This window comes from Aneurinibacillus aneurinilyticus ATCC 12856, assembly GCF_000466385.1.
Taxonomy (GTDB): domain Bacteria; phylum Bacillota; class Bacilli; order Aneurinibacillales; family Aneurinibacillaceae; genus Aneurinibacillus; species Aneurinibacillus aneurinilyticus.
This window is the reverse complement of sequence record NZ_KE952690.1, coordinates 9475-31038: the sequence shown is the minus strand read 5'-3', so window position 1 is coordinate 31038 and position 21564 is coordinate 9475. Positions and strand designations below refer to the sequence as shown.

19 protein-coding genes, 1 pseudogene and 1 riboswitch are annotated in these 21564 nt (G+C 44.9%); of the genes and pseudogenes, 18 read left to right on the top strand and 2 right to left on the bottom strand.

The annotated features are described in order from the left end of the window. Positions 1–192: 192 nt before the first annotated feature. Positions 193–864 carry a uracil-DNA glycosylase gene (locus HMPREF0083_RS03290; RefSeq protein WP_021619605.1) on the top strand — a complete coding sequence of 224 codons (672 nt, stop codon included), beginning with the start codon at positions 193–195 and terminating at the stop codon, positions 862–864. A 74-nt stretch (positions 865–938) separates the two neighbouring features. Here HMPREF0083_RS03290 and HMPREF0083_RS03285 read toward each other — a convergent pair whose 3' ends face one another. Beyond that, entirely contained in the window at positions 939–1136 is a 198-nt protein-coding gene (locus HMPREF0083_RS03285) for a hypothetical protein (protein WP_040301338.1), read from the bottom strand. Between the two features lie 232 nt (positions 1137–1368). Here HMPREF0083_RS03285 and HMPREF0083_RS03280 point away from each other — a divergent pair, with 232 nt between their 5' ends. From HMPREF0083_RS03280 to HMPREF0083_RS03265, 4 genes are all read left to right on the top strand, one after another. After that, a complete protein-coding gene (locus HMPREF0083_RS03280; protein WP_021619602.1) occupies positions 1369–1611 on the top strand; it encodes a hypothetical protein in 243 nt (80 codons plus the stop codon). Between the two features lie 238 nt (positions 1612–1849). Beyond that, a complete protein-coding gene (locus tag HMPREF0083_RS03275) occupies positions 1850–7270 on the top strand; it encodes an AMP-binding protein (protein ID WP_021619601.1) in 5421 nt (1806 codons plus the stop codon). Between the two features lie 178 nt (positions 7271–7448). Further along, positions 7449–8138: a uracil-DNA glycosylase gene (locus HMPREF0083_RS03270; protein WP_021619600.1), complete on the top strand. Its 690-nt coding sequence runs from the start codon at positions 7449–7451 to the stop codon at positions 8136–8138. Positions 8139–8142: 4 nt separating this feature from the next. Next, on the top strand, positions 8143–9480 hold the full coding sequence (locus HMPREF0083_RS03265) for a purine/pyrimidine permease (RefSeq protein ID WP_040301349.1): 1338 nt from the start codon (positions 8143–8145) through the stop codon (positions 9478–9480). Here the strand turns inward: HMPREF0083_RS03265 and HMPREF0083_RS03260 are convergent. Continuing rightward, the gene (locus tag HMPREF0083_RS03260; RefSeq protein ID WP_040301336.1) at positions 9443–10111 is read right to left on the bottom strand and encodes a B3/B4 domain-containing protein; all 669 of its coding nucleotides are present in this window, start codon (positions 10109–10111) and stop codon (positions 9443–9445) included. The two genes, HMPREF0083_RS03265 and HMPREF0083_RS03260, sit on opposite strands and share 38 nt — an antisense overlap. Before the next feature lie 106 nt (positions 10112–10217). Between HMPREF0083_RS03260 and rnhA the strand changes: the two genes are divergently transcribed. The 13 genes and pseudogenes from rnhA to yhbH form a co-directional block, all read left to right on the top strand. Continuing rightward, positions 10218–10652: a ribonuclease HI gene (rnhA, locus tag HMPREF0083_RS03255; protein ID WP_040301335.1), complete on the top strand. Its 435-nt coding sequence runs from the start codon at positions 10218–10220 to the stop codon at positions 10650–10652. 18 nt (positions 10653–10670) lie between these two features. Further along, a complete protein-coding gene (queG, locus tag HMPREF0083_RS03250; protein WP_021619596.1) occupies positions 10671–11840 on the top strand; it encodes a tRNA epoxyqueuosine(34) reductase QueG in 1170 nt (389 codons plus the stop codon). Between the two features lie 66 nt (positions 11841–11906). Next, positions 11907–12443 (top strand): methylated-DNA--[protein]-cysteine S-methyltransferase, encoded by a 537-nt coding sequence (locus HMPREF0083_RS03245; protein WP_021619595.1) that lies wholly within the window; start codon positions 11907–11909, stop codon positions 12441–12443. Positions 12444–12585: 142 nt separating this feature from the next. Continuing rightward, positions 12586–13527 (top strand): amidase domain-containing protein, encoded by a 942-nt coding sequence (locus HMPREF0083_RS26105; RefSeq protein ID WP_021619594.1) that lies wholly within the window; start codon positions 12586–12588, stop codon positions 13525–13527. A gap of 93 nt (positions 13528–13620) precedes the next feature. Continuing rightward, positions 13621–14586 (top strand): signal peptide peptidase SppA, encoded by a 966-nt coding sequence (gene sppA, locus HMPREF0083_RS03235; protein WP_021619593.1) that lies wholly within the window; start codon positions 13621–13623, stop codon positions 14584–14586. Positions 14587–14625: 39 nt separating this feature from the next. Next, entirely contained in the window at positions 14626–15030 is a 405-nt protein-coding gene (locus HMPREF0083_RS03230) for an RDD family protein (protein ID WP_021619592.1), read from the top strand. A 144-nt stretch (positions 15031–15174) separates the two neighbouring features. Continuing rightward, entirely contained in the window at positions 15175–15639 is a 465-nt protein-coding gene (gene trmL / locus HMPREF0083_RS03225; protein WP_021619591.1) for a tRNA (uridine(34)/cytosine(34)/5-carboxymethylaminomethyluridine(34)-2'-O)-methyltransferase TrmL, read from the top strand. Positions 15640–15685: 46 nt separating this feature from the next. Beyond that, entirely contained in the window at positions 15686–16408 is a 723-nt protein-coding gene (locus HMPREF0083_RS03220) for an HAD family hydrolase (RefSeq protein ID WP_040301334.1), read from the top strand. Positions 16409–16516: 108 nt separating this feature from the next. Next, positions 16517–16631: riboswitch (SAM riboswitch) on the top strand. Positions 16632–16788: 157 nt separating this feature from the next. Beyond that, positions 16789–17595 carry a MetQ/NlpA family ABC transporter substrate-binding protein gene (locus tag HMPREF0083_RS03215; RefSeq protein WP_021619588.1) on the top strand — a complete coding sequence of 269 codons (807 nt, stop codon included), beginning with the start codon at positions 16789–16791 and terminating at the stop codon, positions 17593–17595. A 67-nt stretch (positions 17596–17662) separates the two neighbouring features. Beyond that, positions 17663–17791, top strand: a pseudogene (locus HMPREF0083_RS26955) (SLOG family protein); the annotation flags it as partial. A gap of 340 nt (positions 17792–18131) precedes the next feature. Continuing rightward, complete coding sequence (locus tag HMPREF0083_RS03210) at positions 18132–18437, top strand: antibiotic biosynthesis monooxygenase family protein (protein WP_021619585.1); 306 nt, start codon at positions 18132–18134, stop codon at positions 18435–18437. A 184-nt stretch (positions 18438–18621) separates the two neighbouring features. Beyond that, positions 18622–20520 (top strand): PrkA family serine protein kinase, encoded by a 1899-nt coding sequence (locus HMPREF0083_RS03205; protein WP_021619584.1) that lies wholly within the window; start codon positions 18622–18624, stop codon positions 20518–20520. Between the two features lie 23 nt (positions 20521–20543). Continuing rightward, positions 20544–21564, top strand: a 1021-nt coding sequence (gene yhbH, locus HMPREF0083_RS03200) for a sporulation protein YhbH (RefSeq protein ID WP_021619583.1), incomplete at its 3' end; no start/stop codon positions are given.

Genomic DNA, 21564 nt, shown 5'->3' with positions numbered 1-21564 from the left:
CTGAATACGTGGGTTCGATTCCCATCACCCGCTTGTTTTTATTGAATGTAGCGAATGATTTTTCGAGCTTGAAATAGGTAGCATGTCAATAACGCGTTTTTTCGTTCCATACTGGACGAAGAAGCGCGTTTTTTATTTTAATCAAATTTAAGGAAAAGATAAAAAGACGTAAAAAACGAAAGGAGGGTACATATGCTATTACCAGAAAAATTCTTGACCTGTGTACGATGTGAGGATGGGCTGAAGAGAGAGGAGGGACAAACTCCTGTTCCTGGTGAAGGTATTTCAAATGCTGAAGTTATGCTTATCGGTGAAAGTCCAGGGGCTGAAGAGATGAAAAACGCTCGACCTTTTGTAGGAAAAGCCGGCGAAAACCTGAATGACTTCCTTAAATCGGTTGGCCTGAATCGAAATAACATGTATGTTGCAAACACTACTCGCTGCCGGCCCTATAAAGTAACAGAAAAGATACTGAAAAATGGAACCAAACGAATTACAAAATCGAATAAGCCACCGTCTCAGCATGCCATCCGTTCCTGTGCTACCTGGCTGGACATGGAAATTGATCTTGTCAATCCTAAATTAATCGTTACACTTGGTTCTACACCGTTGAAACGTCTTCTTCCTGAACATAGCATTTCAAAAGTGCATGGTACATTACTAACTGTACCAATACAACGTGCAGGTATAAAAGAAGAGAGTCGAGAATTTACTCTGTCTGAACAGGAATTCCATCTCTTTCCGCTTTATCATCCTGCTGCGATTATATATCGTCGTGAACTACAGGAAGTATTTGAAGAAGATTTGAAAAAGCTTAGACAGGCTGTAGAGAAGCTTCAATTAAATTCTGTACTGGTGCAATAAATATTCTGTAAAAGAGGCTGTCCCCAAAATTCTACTTTTAGGGCAGCCTCTTTTCGCACTATTTCCCAATTATCCTATTTTTCTCTTAATGAGTGTAAAAATGAAGAGAATGACTCGTCCAATAATTTTTCTCGATTGGCATCTTCATTAACATCAGTATCAACTTCTATTTCATGTTTGGATATTCCGTACACATCATTTTCATCACAAATAGAACGGTGTACCTGTATGCTGTTTTGCTCGTTATTGTGACGACTTTTTTCTCTTTTCAATTGCATCCCACCTTTTATTTTTTATCACAATGTTAGTATTTGAATTGATGTGTAATTTATTTCGGTGAAAAACTAAACTGCGCTGTTTTAATGCATACAACCATACGTATTTTACAGTATGATGTAAGGAAGTGGAATTATGTAAAATTAAGTTTAATCCTACTAAAGAAGGTTACACTGAAAATAGCCTTTTTGAATGCAAAGGATTTTCAGTATGTAGGGTGGTGTAAGAGTGAAATGGGTAGTCAAATCTAAGCATACAAATGAAGATGAACGAATCGTTGCGTTAGAGCTGGAGGATGGAGATGGTACATTTGATGCCAATGTTAGATGGGATGGATGTATGGAGATACACATACGTTCAAAAACCGAAGAAGATAACATATTGGTTGATACTGTGCATACTTGCGATATAGATGGGCTCATAAATAAATTGCAAGGATTAAAACAAGTATGCCTGGAGTACTTCGATTAGACAAATGAATGAAGAGAATGATACAGAGAAAAGGCCCGGCGAGTATACGGGTCTTTTTTCATTTGTAGATAAATAACTATTTTGTTTGCTTACAGAGAAATTACATTTTTGCACGATAGCTATGAACGTGCATAAAGGTTTTTATGTCTGAAAAGTCGAAATAGTATGAGGGAGTTCTTTTCGTTATAAAATTGGCGACTTATACGCTATTTTGGCTGACAGAAAGGGGCGCAGTACAATGAATATACGAACGCAAGAAGTAAGATGCAATCCAATCCTTACCCGTGAAGATTGGAATAAACAGCGTCATGAAGCAGAGCAAAATCCGGGAGAGTTCCATGGCGAAATCGCTAAGCGAGAAATTCATTGGTACGATAGAAAAACAAATGCCTGGATCATTTGGAGTGATGAACAAAATCAATGGCTTGGCTTAGATGCGGATAACGGCTCTGCTGTTACCATTACGTATGCACCGGGATTTGAACCGTGGGATATGGCATTCGATAATAATGATGAACCGTTCTATAAGTGGTTCTCGGGTGGATTAACCAATGCCTGCTTTAATGAGGTAGATCGCCATGTAATAAACGGACATGGGGGTGAGACTGCCTTTTATTTTGAGGGTGATCGTTGGGATCAGGCTAAGAATGGTGGACGTGGCGGACCGGTTGTCGAATTCGCCGTTACGCGCAAGCAACTAATGCTTGAGACGGTAAAGGCGGCACAGGTACTCACGGGATTAGGCTTGAAAAAGGGTGACCGTATTGCACTGAATCTGCCGAATATTATGGAACAAATTTATTACACGGAAGCGGCGAAGCGTCTAGGAATTATCTATACGGCAGTGTTTGGAGGATTTAGCGACAAGACGCTAAGCGACCGGATTCATAATGCAGGCGCTACAGTGGTTATTACTTCAGATGGCGGGTATCGCAATGCACAAATCGTTGACTTTAAAGAAGCGTATACCGATCCGGCGTTGGATAACTATATTCCAAAAGAAACGGCACAGCGGATTGTAGAGGAGAAGCTGCATGAACTCAAACTGACGAGGGAGCAAGCCGCATTAATTAACGAAAAGGTTAGGCAGACGATTGGTAACGAGATTACGGTGGAACGTTCTGACGCGATGCGTGGCGTCGGCATGGCCTTAGCTCAGTTCCATGATATGGACGCTAAAGAAAAATCGCACATTCGCACAGTTATTGCCAAAGGACTCGTTGAGGCGCCACCCCGTGTCGAAGCTGTTATTGTCGTCCGCCATACACGCCAACAGGATTTGAATTGGCGTCCAGAGCGTGATCGCTGGTCACACGAATTGATTGCACAGGCAAGTAAAGAAGTGCTGCAAACAGCCGGTAAATTAGGATATGAGGTTGCGGACGAGAAAGAATTGCTTGAACTTGAGACGCAAGACTTCATCAAAGTAATGTATGCTGTATCCAGGCCTGAGCCGGTCGATGCTGAGTATCCGCTCTTTATTACCTATACAAGCGGAAGTACAGGCAAACCAAAAGGGATCGTACATGTGCATGGCGGTTATGTATCTGGCATTGCTCATACGATGAAAATTTCGTTTGATGCTAAACCAGGCGAAGATACAATGTATGTGATTGCCGATCCGGGCTGGATTACTGGACAATCATACCTTATTTCAGCTGCGTTGACGACGCGTACAGCGAGCGTGGTGGCAGAAGGGGCGCCTGTATTTCCGAGTGCAGGCCGCTATGCAAGTATCATTGAACGCTACAATGTAACTATTTTTAAAGCGGGCTCCACCTTTCTGAAAACCATTATGTCCAATCCGCAAAACAAAGCCGACGTAGAGCAATACCGTATGGATACGCTTCGTGTAGCGACCTTCTGTGCCGAGCCAACAAGCCCAGTCGTTCAGCAGTTCGGCATGGATGCAATGACACGACAGTACATCAATTCTTATTGGGCCACCGAGCATGGCGGTATCGTATGGACACACTTCTATGGAAACAATGACTTTCAGCTTAAAGCTGATGCGCATACATTTCCGTTACCGTGGATTTTCGGCGATGTATGGATTGTGGAAGGCACGGCGCCAAGTGGCAAAGCAAAGTACCGTTCAGCAGCTTATGAAGAAAAAGGGGAAATCGTTATTACGAAGCCATATCCTTATTTAGCTCGCTATATTTGGGGCGATGAAGCTAATTTTGGCAACTCCGACTGGAAAGGGGATGCAGAGCGCTACATTGATACGTATTGGGGCAGATGGGATGGTGTATGGGCTTATACGCAGGGGGACTTCGCCATGAAATATGAGGATGGGTCGTTCTCATTGCATGGGCGTTCCGACGATGTAATTAACGTATCGGGACACCGGATGGGAACGGAAGAAATTGAAGGCGCCATCTTGCGTGATAAGCAGATTAATCCTGATTCCCCGGTCGGGAATGTACTTGTTATCGGCGCACCACACCGAGAAAAGGGGCTAACACCGATAGCATTTATCCAGACGGCACACGGTGTGCGTCTGACGCTTGAAGACCAGCGTCGTCTGTCCGAGCTGGTCCGTCAGGACAAAGGCGCGGTCGCAGTGCCGAGCGATTTTATTGAGGTTACGCAATTTCCCGAGACACGAAGCGGTAAATATATGCGTCGCTACCTCAGTAAAATGCTGAGCGGAGAACCATTGGGCGATACATCTACACTTCGCAACCCGGAAGCCATTGCAGAAATCCAGCCGAAAGTCGATCAATGGCGGATGAAAACGAAGATGGAAGAAGAACAGAAGATTTTCGAGACCTATCGTTTCTTCCGCATACAGTATAATGATGTCCTTCGTGGCAAAAAAGTTGCGACTGTTACGGTTTCAAATCCGCCTGTCAATGCATTAAATGAACGGGCGCTCGACGAGTTGAATACGATTGTCAGCCACTTGAGTCGGCGTGAGGATATTAAAGTTGTTATCTTTACAGGACAGGGGACAAGCTCTTTCGTGGCAGGCGCCGATTTGAAGCAATTTCTTGAAGAAATGTTTGAAGTAGAGGACGTGCTGCCTTTAGCTCATAAAGCGCATCTGGCATTTAGTAGAATTGAAGGTCTTGGCAAGCCGGTTATCGCTGCCATAAATGGTGTAGCACTTGGCGGAGGCAATGAGTTTCAGATGGCGGCTCATTATCGGATTGCCGAGCCACATACGATGTTTGGCCAGCCAGAGATTAACTTGAACCTGATTCCGGGGTATGGCGGCACGCAGCGTTTGCCAAGGCTGCTGCAGCAACGCCATGGTACGGAGGGTTTCCTAAAAGCTGTTGAAATCATTCTCAACGGCCGGAGCATTGATGCGAAAGAAGCACAGCGTATTGGCCTTATCGATGAAGTGATGGATGGCTGTGATGATGTATTGGTTCGGGCATCTGCACTTGCGCGTGAATACATCTTATTTGGAAAAGGGGTGCTTAAGAAAGCATTTGATCGTCATAATAAATTCATCAATAACGGGAATAAGCCGCAACCGTTCCTGCAGGAAGCGATCGACGGCAATCAGGAGATTCAACGCATTTTTCGCCAGTCGGTCTGGGCTGGGCGTAAGGAAGCAGCAGACCGCGCCTTGGAAGCGATTCGTACCGGATATGAACAAGGCATTAAGAAAGGCATGGAATGCGAGGCACAGCTTTTTGCTGAAGCGGTTATTGACCCGAAAGGGGGTAAACTTGGCATTCAGGCGTTTTTTGATAAGAAGAGCAAGCCGTTGCCTACTCTCTCCAGGTTTCAGCCGGACGAGGCAAAACAGGCAGAGCTGATTCAAAAGGGAGAATTGTTGCCGATTGGCGCTCCATACTTCCCTGGATTTACACCACTTCCAACATGGCAATATGCATATGCAGTTACAAAAAACGATGAGACAGGCATGGTAGACCATGGTGAGCCAATCGATTGTGAGAAGAAAATCATTATTCCGGTTGAGAAGCCGAGTGCTAATGAAGTGTTGCTCTATGTGTTAGCCAGTGAGGTGAACTTTAACGATATTTGGGCCATTACAGGTATCCCTGTTTCCACGCTGGATGACCATGACATGGACTATCATGTAACAGGAAGCGGAGGTATCGCGCTTGTAGCAGCTGTAGGAAGTGAAGTGAAGCATGAGGGCCGTGTTAAGGTGGGGGATTTGGTCACTGTTTATTCGGGCCAGAATGAGTTGCTGTCACCAACAGTAGGTCTTGATCCAATGTTTGCTAATTTCAGTATTCAAGGGTATCAGGGACCCGACGGTTCACACCAACAATTTATGATCGTACAGGCTCCACAAGTGCATGTAAAGCCACAGGATGCGACTTTGGAAGCGGCAGGAAGCTATATTTTGAATCTGGGAACGATTTATCGTGCACTTTTCACCACACTGAGAATTGAGCCGAATAAAAATCTGTTTGTTGAAGGTGCAGCGACTGGCACGGGGCTTGAAGCTCTTAAATCGGCGGCATACAATGGCTTATACGTAACGGGCATGGTATCCAATGAGGAGAGGGCTGATTATATTCGTAAGCAGGGTGCTGTAGGGGTAATCAATCGGAAAAGTCCGGCATACGAAGGTGTATTTACGAAGGTGCCAGCGAATCCATCCGAATGGGCAGCATGGGAAGCGACTGGCCAGAAGATACTTAATGACTATCGCACACAGAACGGCGGACGTCTGGCTGATTATGTTGTATCCCACGCCGGGGAAGTCGCGTTTCCACGTTCGTTCCAGCTGGTAGAAGAAGGAGGGACACTAACTTTTTACGGTGCATCAAGTGGCTATCATTTTACATTTGTCGGTAAAAAAGGCGATAATACACCGCGTGAGATGTATGAAAAGGCCATGTTGCGTGCAGGTGAAGCGATGCTGATTTATTATGGTACGGACACAAATGCGGATGGCATCGTGGATGAGACCGGGCTTATTGCTATCGAAGCAGCGCGCGAGATGGGAGCACGCATTTTAATAGCAACTTACACGGATGCACAAAAAGAGTTTGTGCAAAGCCTTGGCTATGGTGACGCAGTGCGGGGGATACTCAGTATCGAAGAGATAAAAAGGCGGGAAGGGGACAACTTCGTATGGCCAAAAACGATGCCTGATCTGCCGAATCCGAAGACACATACGGAAGCATTTAAAGAGTCGGTGCGTCATTTTACTGATTATATCTTCAAGCCATTCGGTAGTGCGGTAGCCAAGTATTTACGATCTCCCGATAATCCACGCGGATATCCAGATATTATATTCGAACGTGCCGGGCATGACACACTAGGTGTCAGTACAACCCTCGTGAAGCCATATACCGGTCGCGTAGTTTATAGTGAAAACATGGGTAAACGTCGATACAGTTTCTATGCACCGCAAGTATGGATGCGCCAACGCCGCATTTATATGCCGACCGTGAACATTTTAGGTACGCATCTGTCGAATGCGTATGAGGTTATCCGGATGAACGAGATGATCGACGCAGGAATGCTTGAGATTACTGAACCCGTATTGGTGCCTTTTGAAAAGTTGCCGGAGGCACATCAAGAGATGTGGGAAAATAGGCATGTCGGAAGCTCATATGTTGCAAACCATGCAATTCCCCGTCCCGGTCTCAAGACTAAAGATCAATTATATGAAGCGTGGGCTGCTCAAATGAGCGAAGCAGGGAGCAGCGAAAGTTGAATAATTAGTAGTTGTGCCGCTTTAATCAAGGCTTTTTCAAGGAAAACCCGTTTCTTTAGGAGGCGGGTTTCTTTTATTGGTCATCGTTTATGTTCAGGAAAAAAGCAGCACTATTCCATCTTTCCGAAAAAATATGATATCGTAGAAAAGGACGCCATCATGATGGGAGAGAAATCGGATGAAACATGTTGCGGAAGGTATGCAGGATTTCTACCGTCGACTGACCAAAGACGGGTATCATTCTGAAGACGTTAAACCTGCGTTATATCAAGTTGAAAGAATTGTACATATGGAACAAGTGCGCCGTCATATTTTAAACTGTATGGATTGTCCGCTCTGTGAACGGGCAAAGAGCAGGGTGCCCGGTACAGGAAATACGTCCACACCGTTGATGATTGTTGGAGAAGGTCCTGGTGAAGACGAGGAGAACTGGGGATTGCCGCTTGTTGGTATTAGCGGCTCGCTGCTTACACTTATTCTGGGCAAAGCGGGAATTGGCCGAGAGCAAATCTATATGACGAATGTGGTCAAATGCCGCGTAACGGATGACAAGGGAAAAAACAGGACACCGATGCGTGAGGAGACGTTGGAGTGCGGCAAATATTTACGACGTGAGCTTGATATCATCAGACCGAGAGTTGTTTTAGCGTTAGGCAAGGTGGCATTGCAGTTTTTTTTCCCGGATATGAAAACAATGTCTCAATTCCGGGGAAACATATATGAGTATGAAGGAACAAAAGTAGTACCGACCTGGCATCCGGCCTATGTCGTGCGTCAGCGCGGCGATGCGCTTACCAAAGCAAAAAAAGAAGTGTGGAACGATTTGAAAGTCGCCATTGAATGTGCAAAGAGAGATGAGAAAAGGTGAAAATATGGAATCACAGAGGGAAGCAACAAAGAATTTATACGGATTGGATGAAAAGCCACCGGTTTCAGTAACGATAACAGCGGCGCTACAATGGTTTTTTATTACGCTATCTAGCTCCCTTGTTGTTCCGCTTGTAATCGGGGAGATGTATGGCCTGTCACCCCAACAGGTAGGCCAGTTTGTTCAACAAACGTTTTTTTTAATCGGACTTGTCTCGCTACTGCAGATATTGTTCGGCCATAGGCTGCCGATTACAGAAGGACCGGCTGGTATGTGGTGGGGAATTTTCATCATCCTGGTGAATTTGGGGACCGTTGCAGGGCAGGCACCGCAGGAAATCGGGCAATCCTTGGAAATGGGCCTGATTATTACAGGAATTATGCTTATTATTCTGGGGGCCACCGGATTTATTGGAAAGGTACAACAAATATTTACGCCGTTAGTCAGCGGTGGCTATCTCATATTGCTTGCGGTATCGCTTAGCGGACCTGTGATGAATGGGATGCTTGGCATCGGGTATTTTTCAAAGGAAAGCGGCGTAGAACCTGGACTTGCAATGATATCAATCGCTTTGGTGTTTTTTACGCTTATCATGATTCGGTCGCCCTTCAAATACGTACGCAGCTTTGCCATCCTTATTAGTATGATTATAGGGTGGCTGATTTATTTAGTCATGGACTGGACCAAGCCTCTTCAGGAAGCGAATGAGATATTTGCGCTGCCCCAGCCATTTTTCTGGGGGCCTCCTGTGTTTCATCTAGGTACTGTTCTTACGTCCCTTGTTACCGGATTGATTCTTATTACGAATCTTGTCGCCAGTATTGCTGTTGTTAGCCACGTATCGAATGTTCGAGCGAGAGAGGAAGATTATCGACGCGGCGGCATCATGACTGGAGTGGCCCATCTTTTATCGGGTTTCGGTGGTATCGTCGGTCTTGTGCCGCTCTCTATTTCCGCAGGAGTAATCCAGGTATCACGTATTGCTGCACGTCTGCCGTTTATCATCGCTGCGATTATGTTGATTTTGTTAGGCGTTCTGTCACCTGTTAGCCGCATCCTCGCCGGTCTTCCTTCTCCGGTTGGTTATGCGGTTATGTTTGTAACTTATACACAATTGCTTGGCTTTGGACTACGGGATTTCGGTCGGATTATTCTTGATGAGCGAAATATACTCATCATTGGCCTTGGATTGCTAGGCGGTATCGGCCTGATGTTTGTTCCGCCTGAAGCGCTTCAGGTATTACCGCCTATCTTTAGCTATATTTTCGGAAATGGTCTTGTCATGGGCGTATTGCTTATTATTTTTATGGAGCAGGTAGTATTTCGTAATCGCCACCATTAATATGTGTAAACATGTCGCCTGCAGAGCGGAGCAATTGTTCGTCTGTCCAGCGCCCGAACTCCGGATAAATAAAAAACACATGCAATAGTTGTGTCGCATCTTCTGCCACGCTTGTACGTACAGAATCTACGAAAGGGCTGCCGAACGGTCCTTTCGCATCGGCGAGCACCAGCTTGCCTGTACATGCAATGTCCCTACCGTTCAACCCTTCGTACGTTTCATTCTCCCGTCCAAGGCGTAAGGTCACATCGCCTTCAATACAGTCCCGATTATACAATCCAGCGGGAAGGCCGAATTGAAGGGAGAGAAAGGTGTTTACATCAACCCCCGTGTGTATCCAGTGAAGTGGCTTGTTTTGCAGGACGCGACGCATGAGAGCTTCAGATGAAGGTCGATAGCGGGATGGATCCATTCCTACCGCTTTGAAAATTTGTCTCCATTCTCGAATACCTGGAACGTCGCTGACGGATTTGTCCAAATAATCATGCCGCATATTCTCAAGAAATAAGTTAATCCGTCCTTTTAGCATTCCCGGTGTAGGAGAGAGCTTGACGTCATTGTAGTGAAGCATGCCGAGTCTTATACCGGGAATTTTGGTACGGATGTCCCCATCAATCGTATAGTTTTGCATGAAATCACCTCTTTTGCCGATATTGTACCATACTTCCCTAAAAGATAAAGAAGTTGATATACTGTAATACATAACATAATATAAACTATAAAAAATGAGGGACAAAATGAAGGAAGTTATTATTTATACAGATGGTGCCTGTTCCGGCAATCCGGGACCTGGCGGTTGGGGCGCTGTAATGCTATATGGCAAGCATCGTAAGGAAATGTGCGGCAGCGAGGAAAATACAACGAATAATCGCATGGAATTAAAAGCAGCGGTAGAGGCACTTAAGGTATTAAAGGAGCCGTGCAAAGTTCTGCTTCATAGCGATAGCGCTTATATGGTCAATTGTTTTCAGCAGGGCTGGTATAAAGGCTGGATGAAAAATGGCTGGAAAAACAGTAAAAAACAACCGGTAGAAAATCAGGATTTGTGGAAAGAACTACTTGCGCTCATGGAGACACATGACGTACAATACATCAAAGTAAAAGGGCATGCAGATAACGAATTGAATAATCGCTGTGACGAATTAGCGACTGGAGCGATCGTGCGCCGGTAGGGCAACAGGAGGTGCAGCATGAAAACACGGCATGATGACACGACAGTAACAGACTGGAGCCGCCTGAAGCAGGACGTTATTCAATATGCACACCACATTGGAATTGATAAAATCGGGTTTGCCTCGGCGGACCCATTTCTTATGTTAAAGGAGCGGTTATATAAACACCGCGAAAAGGGCTATGAGTCCGGTTTTGAAGAAAAGGATATTGAAAAGCGTACTCATCCGGAACGCATTCTTCCAGAGGTAAAATCCATTATTGCGATTGCGCTTGCCTACCCGTCCCGTATGGAGGCACCACCAAAATCTGAACCAGGAAACTACAGGGGCGTGATGGCACGTGTGGCCTGGGGAGAAGATTATCATCATGTACTGCGTGATAGGCTACAAAAACTGGAACGATTTCTACATGAGCGAGTGCCTGAGATTAAAACTGAGATTATGGTTGATACGGGCGCTTTATCCGATCGGGCAGTTGCGGAGCGGGCTGGATTGGGATGGGTAGGCAAGAATACATCGCTCATTACGAAAGAGTTCGGGTCATGGGTGTATTTAGGAGAAATGCTGACGAGCGTGCCGTTTCCGCCTGACCAGTCTATAGAAGAGGAGTGCGGGGAGTGTACGATATGCATCGATTCTTGTCCTACTGGGGCGATTGTACAGGGGGGACAGCTTGATTCTACGCGTTGTGTTGCATTTTTGACACAGGTCAAAGATGAGATTCCTGAGGAATTCCGCTCTGCTATTGGAAACCGTTTATACGGCTGTGATACATGCCAGCAGGTTTGTCCAAAGAATCGGAAAATCAATTTTACCCATCACCAGGAATTTACACCTGATTCGGATGCGGCAAAACCGCTTTTAAAGCCTTTACTTACAATAAGTAAGAAGGAATTCGCTTCAAGGTTTGGACGATCCTCAGGTTCATGGCGAGGAAAGAAGCCGATCCAGCGCAATGCGATTTTGGCACTTGCGCATTTTAAAGATAAAAGTGCCGTCCCAGACTTGCTTCATGTGCTGTTGGAAGATGAACGTTCGGTGCTTAGAAGTACGGCAGCGTGGGCGTTGGGCAGGATCGGCGGAGAGGATGCGATGCTTGCGCTGAAAAAAGCGAAAATCCGCGAAAAAGATGCTATGGTTCAAAAAGAGATTGAAAAAGCGCTTATAAATGTGGAAAATGTCGAATGATTGTGCTGGATTTCTTCTTTTTGCACGGGGTAAGATGATAAGAAGATGTCATAAGGGAGGGATTGGGTGAAGTCGGAAGTTTTTTATACTGTGTATCAAAGCTCCCTCGGGCCGATTGTATTGGCTGCTACAGAAGCAGGGTTGTGCTGGGTAGAATTTAGTGATGGAGACGCAGCGAGGCTTTCGTTAGCACGTTGGGCAAAGAAATGGATGCACACAGAGAATATCACATATGCACCTGAGTTTTTCCTGGAAGCGACAGAGCAATTGGACGAGTATTTCCGGGGAGAGCGACGGGAGTTTACCCTTCCGCTTGATATACATGGTACTGCGTTTCAAAAGATTGTATGGGAGCAGCTTCGACGAATTCCTTACGGAGAGACGAGATCATATAAAGATATTGCGCTCGCCATCAATGCGGCCAAGGCGGTACGTGCCATTGGCGGAGCCAACAATAAGAATCCCCTGTCCATCTTCATTCCATGCCATCGGGTTATTGGCTCAAACGGCGCACTGGTGGGGTATGGCGGTGGGCTGAATGTGAAAGAATATTTATTGCGATTAGAAGGTGTGCTTGAACATTCTGAAGTCGGTTCGGCATAAAAAAATAAGTGAAAAAGGACGGTAATGCTTCTTATCGGAGCAGCAGCCGTCCTTTTTTCTTTTCATACGGAATATACATATTATGATGTTGAGATGTGTCAATGTACATTTGATTATGTATAAAAAAGAAAGGAGATAGAAGATGACCACGTGGACAGAAGCTTTGGAGTTTTACCTGCAATGTCGGACAAAAAGCCTTATTACAAAAACGGATGAGTTTTCCCGGTGCTTGAGTGGAGAAAAGGCTGAATCGGTGGAGCAGAGTAATTCCCAACGTTGGCAGCAGTTAAAGGAGAGACGGGTTCGTCCATTGCAGAGCAAATTACAAATCAATGATTTCCAGGTTGAAAAGGATGGGAAAGATGAAATTGTTGTCCGTATTAAAGCAAGAGAATGGTATGCTTACCAGTTGGAGAAAAGATGGCATGAACAGGAAAAAGACATACACATCCGTGTAATGTTGCGGCATATAAAGGACAGATGGCTTATCGTGCGGGAGGATAAGGTCAATGGTACACCACAAAAAGCGGTGCAGCCGGTTTTTCAACCGCAAGAAGATGTATCATTTAACGAAGAACAACCGAGAAAAGGCAGCTATGTATACAATAGATTGCAGGCAGTTCGATATGCCGAAGCCTGGTGGAATGAATATAATCCGAACTTTCGCCATTTTGATGTGGATTGCACGAACTTTATTTCACAGTGTTTGTATGCCGGTGGTATTCCGTTCCACCCTACCAGCAACAGGGCTACAGGTTGGTGGTATCGTGGCGGGAATAGTCCTTCAGCGTTATGGAGTTATAGTTGGGCGGTGGCCCACAGTTTCCGTTGGCATCTGGAGAGAGGGCATATCAAGGCAGAAAGCAAGCCGAGCGCGGATCAGCTTTCTCTCGGCGATGTGATTTGCTATGATTTCGACGGGGATGGACGCTGGCAGCATTCGACTATTGTAGTAGCGAAAGATAGCCGCGGTATGCCGCTCGTGAACGCACACACGACAAATAGTCGGCATCGGTACTGGGATTACCGTGATTCCACCGCCTATACGCCGAAAATACAGTACCGATTTTTTCATATTATGTAAGTATAACTTATAGTTGAATCTTTTTGATAGAGAGTACGTAAATAAGAGGAGGAAGAGACGAAACGATACATAAGAGGAGGAACAGAACAGCATATGAACAAAAGAAGATGGATTGCGCTTGCGATCGTAGTGCTTGTTGTAGTGTCGGCGCTCGTTCTTCAACTGGTTCGGGGTGAGGAGAGTTCAGTCGCTTCCGCACCTGAGAAATGGAAGGCGAAAACAGTATCTGGTAGCGGAACGAATCAGGTACTGCAATTGTATGTAGAAGGGGTTATCTCGGAAGAGAGCAGCTGGAATAGCTCGTTTGATTATCAGGCACTTATTTCCCAGCTTAATCAAGCAAAAGAAGATCCAAATGTAAAAGCGATTGTCATACGGATTAATTCACCAGGAGGGGCGGTCGTTCCAACCGATGAATTACATCGTAAACTGAAACAAATCAAAAGCGAAACGAAGAAGCCAATTGTGATTAGTATGGGCTCATATGCCGCATCAGGCGGGTATTATCTCGCCACTGCGGGAGACAAAGTGTATGCGAATCCATCCACATTAACAGGAAGTCTAGGTGTTATCGCCTCATATATGAATTATGGAGAGCTGGCTAAAGAGTATGGGATTACAGAAAACGTAATTAAGAGTGGAAAGTTTAAAGATATGGGTAATCCTATGCGGGAAATGACGCAGGACGAACATACCCTTTTGCAAGGCGTAATTAATGAAAGCTATCAGCAGTTTGTCGATGTGATTGCTGAAGGAAGAAAAATGCCACGTGAGAAAGTACTTCAGCTTGCTGACGGAAGGATTTATACGGGTAAACAGGCAAAGGCGAACGGATTGATTGACGAGCTTGGAACACTGGAAGACGCGACGGAAGCAGCGAAAAAATTAGCAAAGCTACAGGAAGCGAAAGTTGTTCGCTATGAAGAGCCTTTCGGCTTCTCAAGAATGTTTTCCTCATTCTCTACTAAGCTGTCTGGTATATTGAATCAGCAGCCTATTCCGGGTTTTTTAAGTGAGGAGAAAAGAACACCAAGTCTTGAGTATATTTACCGTCCATAGTTCATACATTGTGGCAATTATACGAAAGGGGGAGAAAAGATGGAAATGGAAAATACAAGGTATGCCGGTTTTTGGATTCGTTTTGTGGCGGCATTTATTGATGGCATTTTACTTATGGCTGTTTTGTACCTTTTGGGGCTTTCATCGAAGGCGCCATTCTCGAGCGAGTGGTTTATACAGAACATACTGGGGCTGCTCTATTATATTGTGTTAACCGGTGTATGGGGACAGACACTCGGCAAGATGATTATCGGTGTCAAGGTCGTTCGTACGGATGGAAGCACCGCCGGATGGGGAACGGTTATTCTGCGTGAAACAATAGGGAAAATCATTTCTGGCATTGTATTGCTGATTGGATACATTTGGGCAGGATTTGATAAACGTAAGCAGAGCTGGCATGATAAAATGGCCGATACGATTGTTGTAAAAACTAAAGCACAATAATCTAATAGCAAGGAGGGAGAGCCGCAAGAGAATGCTGCGGCTCTTTTCAATATATTGATATATTCTTGTCAAAAGTATGAATGCTTGTTCATGTATGTTGCTGCTTATTTTTGTGCTATGATAGAAAGTGAGGTGAACAAGTGAATGGCGTTGAATATAGTGCTTCATGAGCCGCTCATTCCAGCTAATACGGGCAATATAGCCCGCACGTGTGCAGCGACCGGTACACGGCTTCATCTGATTGAACCGCTAGGTTTCTCGACGGATGACAAGTATTTAAAACGGGCGGGGCTTGATTATTGGCATGCGGTCGATATTACATATTATTCATCGTTTGCCGATTTTGCGGCAAAGCATCCGGACGGCCGTCTTTTCTTTATCGAGACAAACGGTGATACGTACCATTCCGATGCTCAATATAGGGATGGTGATTTTTTTGTTTTTGGCAAGGAAACGACTGGAATTCCCCAGGAAATTATAATGCAGTATTCTGGACAAGTCATCCGGATTCCGATGGGAGATGCGACACGCTCGCTGAATTTGTCCAATACTGCCGCAGTTGTTCTTTATGAAGCACTAAGGCAAGTCGGATATCCCAACATGAAGTAGAGCATGAGCAACAAAATAAGGTAGAAAGCAGAAGGAGGTGTCGGATGTGGCAGAAAAAGCGATACTTTTTGATTTAGACGGAACGCTTCTGACATTGGATACGGAGGCGTTTTTGCAGCGTTATATGAAGCGGCTGGGTGAATACACAGCACATATTGTTAATCCCGAGTTACTTGTTACATCTGTATGGCAGGCAACAAAGCAAATGATGAAAGACGACGGGGCGAACCGTACGAATGAGGAGATTTTCCGTGAACACTTCCTATCAGCGTGCGGATTGGAACGAGAAGCGATCTGGCCGCTGTTCGATGCGTTCTATGCAGAAGAGTTTCCGCTTTTGAAAGAGGATATTGAACCGCATCCTTACGCCTTGAAAGTGGTAGAAGAGGCGAAGAAACAAGGCTATAGACTGGTCGTAGCCACCAATCCGGTGTTCCCGGGTGTTGCTATTTATGAGCGGATGAAATGGGCAGGGCTGTTAGAAAATGATTTTGAACACGTTACGATTTTTGAGACATCATGCTATTGCAAACCTAATCCGAAATACTTCATTGAAATTTGTGAGCGGATTGATATTAAGCCAGAGGATGCTATTATGATCGGCAATGATATGCAGCAGGATATGGTAGCTTCCGAAGTCGGGCTAAAAACGTTCCTTGTTGAGGATTATAAAATCGACCGTGGTGTACCGCAGCATCATGTGGATGAGCATGGTACATTAAAAGAGCTATACGGGCAGATTGTAGCCCGGAGCGGTATTTTTTCGTAGTGAAAGAAGCGTAAAATGTAGTTTATACAAAATATGTTATAAAAAAAGTAATTGACAATTGTTTGAAAGATGCGTAATATAGTTCTCAGTTCAACTGAATAGTGATCTCGCTTATCGAGAGAGGTGGAGGGACTGGCCCGATGAAGCCCGGCAGCGGATTTTTCTTTAGGGAAGAATGCTGTGCCAATTCCAGCAGGATTTCGTATATCCTGGCAGATAAGAGTGTGCATTGAATGTATAATCAATCCCCTCTCTGGTCTGCTGGAGAGGTTTTTTGTGTTTCGTGTACCGGGCCCGTACGCGCGATGCAGCTGAACAGAACGATTACATGCACAATGAGTAAAAATAAACCGATATGGGATAAAGAGGGGTAATAGACGATGAAAAAATGGATCGTATCCGTTATTTTACTGCTCACTGTCGGCGTGCTCGCAGCATGCGGCAGCGGTAGCGGAAATGAGAAAAAAATTACAGTAGGCGCAAGCGCCGTACCGCACGCAGAAATTCTTGAGCATGTAAAAGCTAAGTTAAAGGAACAGGGCGTGGACATGGAAATCAAAGTATTCGACGATTATGTACTTCCGAATACAGCGCTTGAAGAGAAACAACTCGATGCAAACTATTTCCAAACAGTTCCGTACCTTGATGAATTCAACAAAAAGCATGGTACACATATTAAGGCGCTAGATGGCATTCACTTAGAGCCGATGGGGCTGTATCCTGGCAAGGAAAAAGCAGCTGAGCCGAAGAATGGGGCGGTAATCGCGATTCCAGATGATGTATCAAATGGTGCGCGTGCATTGAAACTGATTGAGTCCAAGGGCTGGATTAAGCTAACTCCGGGTAAAGAATTGAATAGTCTGACGAAGCAAGATATTGTAGAAAATCCGCATAATATCAAAATTCAAGAAATGCAGGCATCCATGCTGCCGCGCGCAGTGAACGAAGTAGACTACGCGGTCATCAATGGAAACTATGCGATGGAAGGCGGACTAACATTCGACCAGGCACTTGCAATGGAGAAGAAAGATTCTGAAGCTGCCAAGACATTCGCAAACATCTTAGCCGTTAAAGAGGGCGATGAAAACCGCGAAGAAATCAAAAAACTAATCCAGGTGCTGAAATCCGAAGATGTGAAGAAATTCATCGACGAGAAGTATAAAGGCGCCGTTATCTCGGTATTCTAATGAGGCAAAAAGGGACAAAGAGTATAGGGGCTCTTTGTCCCTTTTGTTTTAGAGGAGGAGATTTGATTTGCTTCGACGATTACTAATCACAGGCTACAAACCTCATGAACTTGGAATTTTTAATAGTAAACATCCCGGGATTGACTATATTAAAAAAGCGATAAAAAAGCGTCTCATTGCTTTTATGGAAGAAGAGCAGATAAACGATTTTTAGAAAACAGTGACTATAAAAAAGAACGCTGCATTTTGGCAGCGCTTTACACAGTAAGGAAACTTACAATCCCCATGTTTTATCTTCATTGTAGCCGGCGGTGAAGATGGCACCGATTATCAGGACGGTTACAGCGAGAATAATTACCATTTCTATTACTCCTCTCCAAAATATGTGCTTTATTTTATTATACCTCATAGATTTTACCATTGGAACATGGAGGAACACTGTAATCTTGACAAAGTTTGAACGCTTATAATTGGAAAAGTCCAGGCGGTTTTGTTATCATTAATAAGGAACAATACTTTATGGAGGTGGATATACCATGTACGTTGTAATGAATGTATTGCAGGTTCCTGCTGCGATGAAAGGGCGCATGGGAGAGATGTTTGCCAAGAGTGCAGAGCGTATGAGCAATGTTCCAGGCTGTCTGGAGTTTCAATTCTTAAGTGCAAAAGAAGGAGACAAGCAGGTCGTATATACGAAATGGGACAGCGAAGAATCGTTCAAAGCATGGACTGAAAGTGATAACTTTCGCCAGGCACACGCACACTCTTCGGACAACAATCCAGCCACCGGTTCACAGTTAGAAATTTATGAAGTCATGCATGGAGCTACATATCAGAAATAAAAAATGAGGACGGAAATGCGTAGTATGTGGACGCGTTCCCGTCTTTATTTTTTATTTCTGCGTGAATGTCGAACGATCAAATGTGATCCATATAATTAGCATGTCATCTGCATGTGCGGAATAGGATAGTAAAAACACATCCCTGACTTACCATTCTGAACGAAGAAAAGGAGAGGAGTGCCCGATGGATATCCTGAAGCGGATTGCGGAATACCGTGCACGTGAAGAGCAGCTAGTTTGGGAAGGGACATTCGCCGAGTACCTTGAGATTGTAAGAAAAAATCCGCACGTTGCCCAGACCGCACACTCCCGGGTGTACAATATGATCAAGCATGCCGGGATTGAACATAATGAGGATGGAAGCAAGAGTTATAAATTTTTCAGCCGCGAAATTTATGGTTTGGATCGGGCGATTGAGAAGCTAGTAGAAGAGTATTTTCACTCCTCAGCTATGCGTCTTGATGTCCGTAAGCGTATCCTCCTGCTGATGGGGCCTGTTAGCGGCGGAAAGTCGACGATCGTTACGATGCTAAAGCGCGGACTCGAACAGTTCACACGCACCGATGAAGGTGCCGTTTATGCCATTAAGGGATGCCCCATGCATGAAGATCCGTTGCATCTTATTCCTAATGAATTACGTGCTGACATTGAAAAAGAACTGGGTATTATTATCGAGGGGAACTTATCCCCCTACAATCAGATGCGTCTCGACACAGAATATGGCGGACGGATCGAAGATATGCCGGTAGAACGTATCGTTTTCTCAGAAGCAAAGCGGCGTGGAATCGGGACATTTAGCCCTTCCGATCCAAAATCACAGGACATCGCTGACCTTACCGGCAGCATCGATTTTTCCACAATTACACAGTACGGTTCGGAGTCCGATCCGCGTGCATACCGATTTGATGGTGAATTAAACAAAGCAAACCGCGGATTGATGGAATTCCAGGAGATGTTGAAATGCGATGAGAAATTCCTCTGGAACCTGCTCTCTCTTACACAGGAAGGGAATTTTAAGGCGGGACGATTTGCTTTAATTTCAGCGGATGAGCTTATCGTTGCCCACACGAATGAATCCGAATATAGAACGTTCATCAGCAATAAGAAGAACGAAGCGCTTCAATCAAGGATGATTGTTATGCGTATCCCGTATAACTTGCGTGTATCAGATGAAGAGAAAATTTATTCGAAGCTGATTAAGCAAAGTGATCTTGGGCATGTGCATATCGCACCGCATTCGCTGCGGGCCGCTGCAATTTTCTCGACTCTCACACGTTTGAAAGAATCAAAGAAGCAAGGCGTTGATTTGCTGAAGAAACTGCGCCTTTATAACGGAGATGCTGTAGAAGGCTTTAAAGAATCAGATATTAAAGAATTGCAGAACGAATTTGCCGATGAAGGAATGGCCGGTATCGATCCGCGTTATGTCATTAACCGTATTTCCAGCGCGCTTATCCGCCGTGATACTGAATGCATCAATGCGCTTGATATTCTGCGTGCGCTCAAAGACGGATTGGATCAATCCCCTACCATTACAAAAGAAGATAAAGAACGATACCTTACTTTCATTAATATCGCCCGCAAGGAATACGATGAGCTGGCTAAGAAGGAAGTTCAAAAAGCGTTTGTCTACTCTTATGAAGAATCTGCAAAAACACTTATGGATAACTATCTTGATAATGTGGAATCGTACTGCAACAAAACGAAAGTACGTGATCCCATTACAGGAGAAGAGATGGATGCAGATGAAAAACTTATGCGTTCAATTGAGGAGCAGATTGGTATCTCAGAGAATGCGAAGAAAGCATTCCGGGAAGAAATACTCATTCGAATTTCGGCCTATGCGCGCAAAGGCAAACGATTCGACTACAACAGTCACGAACGTCTGCGTGAAGCTATTGAGAAGAAATTATTCGCTGACTTGAAAGATGTAGTGAAAATCACCACGTCGAGCAAAACACCGGACGAAATCCAGCTCAAAAAAGTTAATGAAGTCACCGCGCGTCTTATCGATGAACACGGGTATTGCCCGATTTGCGCAAACGAATTGCTGCGTTATGTGGGCAGCCTCTTGAACCGGTAGGCGGTGCTAAAGGGGGAAGCCACATGAAACAGGAACCGCCATTTATTATCTCGCGGGAAGATTGGTCATTGCACCGCAAAGGTCATCAGGATCAACAGCGCCATCAGGAGAAGGTTCGTGAAGCGATTCGAAAAAACCTTCCCGATCTTGTCAGCGAGGAGAATATCATTATGTCGAACGGACGGGATGTAGTGAAAATCCCGATCCGTTCTCTTGATGAATATCGTATTCGGTATAACTATAACAAAAGCAAGCACGTCGGTCAGGGCAATGGTGATTCCAAAGTAGGCGATGTTATCGCCAGGGAAGGAGAGCCGGGGCAAGGTCCGGGCAAGGGACAGGGCGCAGGCGATCAGGCAGGTGAAGATTATTATGAAGCGGAAATATCAGTCGAAGAACTTGAAGAGATGCTGTTCGCCGAAATGGAACTGCCTAATCTGGAACAGAAGCAGCAGGATGATGTAGTTGTAACGGATATCCGGTTTAATGATATTCGTAAAAAAGGATTAATGGGCAACATCGACAAAAAGCGTACCATTCTTGAATCGTTGCGCCGCAACGGATTGGAAGGTCATAAAGGGATTAAGAACATCACGAATGAAGATCTGCGGTTTAAAACATGGGAAGAAGTCGTCCAGCCTCATTCCAATGCAGTTATTATTGCTATGATGGATACATCCGGATCGATGGGTGCATTGGAGAAGTATGTAGCACGCAGCTTCTTTTTCTGGATGGTCCGTTTTCTGCGTACAAGATATGAGAAAGTAAACATTGCATTTATCGCACATCATACGGAAGCGAAGGAAGTAACAGAAGAAGCGTTTTTTTCTAAAGGGGAGAGCGGGGGAACGATTTGTTCATCCGCTTACCGTAAAGCGCTTGAGATTATCGACCAGCGTTATCCGCCTTCGCTATACAATATTTACCCATTCCATATCTCGGACGGCGATAATCTGACCTCGGATAATGATCGATGCGTTAAGCTTGTACGAGAATTAATGAGCAGGAGCAATATGTTCGGCTATACGGAAGTGAATCAGTATA

Coding starts and splice junctions, on each gene's coding strand:
- HMPREF0083_RS03270 (WP_021619600.1), top strand. CDS start 7,449: ATGAAACATGTTGCGGAAGGTATGCAGGATTTCTACCGTCGACTGACC.
- HMPREF0083_RS03275 (WP_021619601.1), top strand. CDS start 1,850: ATGAATATACGAACGCAAGAAGTAAGATGCAATCCAATCCTTACCCGT.
- trmL (WP_021619591.1), top strand. CDS start 15,175: ATGGCGTTGAATATAGTGCTTCATGAGCCGCTCATTCCAGCTAATACG.
- sppA (WP_021619593.1), top strand. CDS start 13,621: ATGAACAAAAGAAGATGGATTGCGCTTGCGATCGTAGTGCTTGTTGTA.
- HMPREF0083_RS03260 (WP_040301336.1), bottom strand. CDS start 10,111: ATGCAAAACTATACGATTGATGGGGACATCCGTACCAAAATTCCCGGT.
- HMPREF0083_RS03230 (WP_021619592.1), top strand. CDS start 14,626: ATGGAAATGGAAAATACAAGGTATGCCGGTTTTTGGATTCGTTTTGTG.
- HMPREF0083_RS03215 (WP_021619588.1), top strand. CDS start 16,789: ATGAAAAAATGGATCGTATCCGTTATTTTACTGCTCACTGTCGGCGTG.
- HMPREF0083_RS03205 (WP_021619584.1), top strand. CDS start 18,622: ATGGATATCCTGAAGCGGATTGCGGAATACCGTGCACGTGAAGAGCAG.
- HMPREF0083_RS03290 (WP_021619605.1), top strand. CDS start 193: ATGCTATTACCAGAAAAATTCTTGACCTGTGTACGATGTGAGGATGGG.
- queG (WP_021619596.1), top strand. CDS start 10,671: ATGAAAACACGGCATGATGACACGACAGTAACAGACTGGAGCCGCCTG.
- HMPREF0083_RS26105 (WP_021619594.1), top strand. CDS start 12,586: ATGACCACGTGGACAGAAGCTTTGGAGTTTTACCTGCAATGTCGGACA.
- HMPREF0083_RS03210 (WP_021619585.1), top strand. CDS start 18,132: ATGTACGTTGTAATGAATGTATTGCAGGTTCCTGCTGCGATGAAAGGG.
- HMPREF0083_RS03265 (WP_040301349.1), top strand. CDS start 8,143: ATGGAATCACAGAGGGAAGCAACAAAGAATTTATACGGATTGGATGAA.
- rnhA (WP_040301335.1), top strand. CDS start 10,218: ATGAAGGAAGTTATTATTTATACAGATGGTGCCTGTTCCGGCAATCCG.